Source organism: Acuticoccus sediminis (genome assembly GCF_003258595.1).
In the GTDB taxonomy this organism is placed as follows: Bacteria; Pseudomonadota; Alphaproteobacteria; order Rhizobiales; family Amorphaceae; genus Acuticoccus; species Acuticoccus sediminis.
Genome location: NZ_QHHQ01000033.1, coordinates 1 through 2483, shown reverse-complemented (window position 1 = coordinate 2483; position 2483 = coordinate 1). Strand labels below are relative to the sequence as shown.

Genomic DNA, 2483 nt, shown 5'->3' with positions numbered 1-2483 from the left:
TGTGATCCGGCGTGGAATTTTGACCCCATAGAGCGGGGGATCGGCGTCCAATTTTGACCCCCTGAGGCGCGGGTTGCGCATGGTGCCTGTCTTTGTCGAGGACGGGCGATCAGGGGATGAAGTGCGTGGACACGATCGCGCGGATCCGTCGCGAACATTTTGTGCGGGGCAAGACGATCAAGGAGATCGCGCGCGAGCTGCACGTATCGCGGAACACGGTGCGCAAGGTGCTGCGGTCGGGGGCGACGGCGTTCGAGTACGAGCGCGAGGTGCAGCCGCTTCCGAAGCTTGGGCCCTGGCGTGACGACCTCGACCAGCTGCTGACGGAGAACGAGGGACGGGCGGCGCGGGAGCAGCTGACGCTGATCCGGATCTTCGAGGCGTTGCGGGCGCTGGGCTACGAGGGTGGCTACGACGCGGTCCGGCGCTATGCCCGCGGGCTACAGCGCGAGCGGTCGTCCTCATCGGCGGCATTCGTGCCGCTGAGCTTCGATCCGGGCGAGGCCTACCAGTTCGACTGGAGCCACGAGATCGTTCTGATCAACGGCGTCACCACGACCGTGAAGGTCGCGCACGTCCGGCTCTGTCACTCGCGGATGTTGTTCGTGCGGGCTTACCCGCGCGAGAGCCAGGAGATGGTGTTCGACGCCCACGACCGAGCGTTCGCCTTCTTCAAAGGCACCTGTACGCGAGGGATCTACGACAACATGAAGACGGCGGTGGAGACGATCCTCGTCGGCCGCCAGCGCGCTTACAATCGGCGCTTTCTGCAGATGTGCAGCCATTACCTGATCGAGCCGGTCGCCTGCACGCCAGCGTCGGGCTGGGAGAAGGGTCAGGTCGAGAACCAGGTCGGGCTGGTGCGCGAGCGGTTCTTCACCCCGCGCGTCCGGGCGAAGAGCTATGAGGAACTGAACGCGTGGCTCCTCGACCAGGCGATCGCATACGCCAAGGCGCATCGTCATCCCGAGTTCGCGGACCGGACCGTGTGGGAGGCGTTCGAGGCGGAGCGCCCGAGCTTCGTTCCCTACGCCGGGCGGTTCGACGGCTTCCACGCCGTGCCGGCCTCCGTATCAAAGACCTGCCTCGTGCGGTTCGACAACAACAAGTACTCGGTCGCCGCGAGCGCGATCGGTCGCCCGGTCGAGATCCGCGCCTATGCCGACCGCATCGAACTGCGCCAGGACGGCCGGATCGTCGGCGACCACTCGCGCTGCTTCGGCCGCGGTCAGACGGTATTCGATCCCTGGCACTACGTTCCCGTGCTGGCGCGCAAGCCCGGCGCGCTCAGGAATGGAGCCCCGTTCAAGGACTGGGTGCTGCCGGCCGGGTTGGAGAAGGTCCGGCGCAAGCTCGCGAGCGTCGAGGACGGGGATCGTCAGATGGTGGCGATCCTGGCTGCGGTGCTGAGTGACGGCCTACCCTCGGTCGAGGCGGCCTGCGCCGAGACGCTGCGCGAAGGCGTCTGCTCGGCCGACGTTGTCCTGAACATCCTCGCCCGGCGCCGGGACCCCGCGCCGCCGGTCACGATCATGACGCCCGAAGCGTTGCGGCTCGCCGTCGAGCCGACCGCCGACTGTGCCCGATACGACACCCTCAGGAGAGCCGTGTGATGGAGCGTTCCGCGATACTGACCACCATGGGCGAGCTCAAGCTCTACGGCATGAAGGCCGCCTTCGACGAGATCATCACGACCGCGGTGAAGCGCCAGCACGAGCCTCAACGCATCGTCGGCGACCTGCTCACTGCCGAGATCAGCGAGAAGCAGGCGCGCTCGATCAAGTACCAGATCACCATCGCCAAGCTGCCGCTCGCTCGCGACGTCGAGGACTTCGCCTTCGACGACACGCCGATCAACGAGACGCTGATCCGCGACCTCGCCAGCGGCGAGTTCCTGGCCCATCAGCGCAACGTCGTGCTGGTCGGCGGAACCGGGACCGGCAAGACCCACCTCGCCATCGCGATCGCCCGGGCCTGCATCCGCGACGGCGCTCGCGGCCGCTTCTTCAACGTCGTCGACCTCGTCAACAAACTCGAGGCGGAAGGCCGCTCAGCCCGTCAGGGTCGCATGGCCGACTACCTCAGCCGCTTGGACTTCGTGGTCCTCGACGAACTAGGCTACCTGCCGTTCGCGCAGTCTGGCGGACAGCTCCTGTTCCACCTGATCAGCCGCCTCTACGAACAGACATCAATCATCGTCACCACCAACCTCGCCTTCGGCGAATGGCCCAGCGTGTTCGGCGACGCCAAAATGACTACCGCGCTGCTCGACCGGCTCACGCACCACTGCGAGATCGTCGAGACCGGAAACGAGAGCTGGCGCTTCAAGAACCGCGCCTAAGTCCACTCCACGAACCGACACCACGGGCGTCGATCCCGCCGACCGCGCCAATCCCGGCCAGCTCATCGCCGACGGGATCACCCAGCTTCAGGGGGTCAAAATTGGACGCCGATAAGGGGTCAAACTTCCGCGCCGATTGACA

General features: G+C 66.1%; 2 protein-coding genes. Both read left to right on the top strand.

All coding sequences use genetic code 11. The annotated features are described in order from the left end of the window. Positions 1-116 precede the first annotated feature (116 nt). Entirely contained in the window at positions 117-1613 is a 1497-nt protein-coding gene (gene istA / locus DLJ53_RS34525) for an IS21 family transposase (RefSeq protein WP_111352836.1), read from the top strand. Next, entirely contained in the window at positions 1613-2341 is a 729-nt protein-coding gene (istB, locus tag DLJ53_RS34520; RefSeq protein WP_111352835.1) for an IS21-like element helper ATPase IstB, read from the top strand. Before istA ends, istB begins: the two co-directional genes overlap by 1 nt. The last annotated feature ends 142 nt before the right edge of the window (positions 2342-2483 follow it).

Excerpts from the sequence above, each read along its gene's own strand:
- istA (WP_111352836.1), top strand. The coding sequence starts at position 117 with ATGAAGTGCGTGGACACGATCGCGCGGATCCGTCGCGAACATTTTGTG.
- istB (WP_111352835.1), top strand. The coding sequence starts at position 1,613 with ATGGAGCGTTCCGCGATACTGACCACCATGGGCGAGCTCAAGCTCTAC.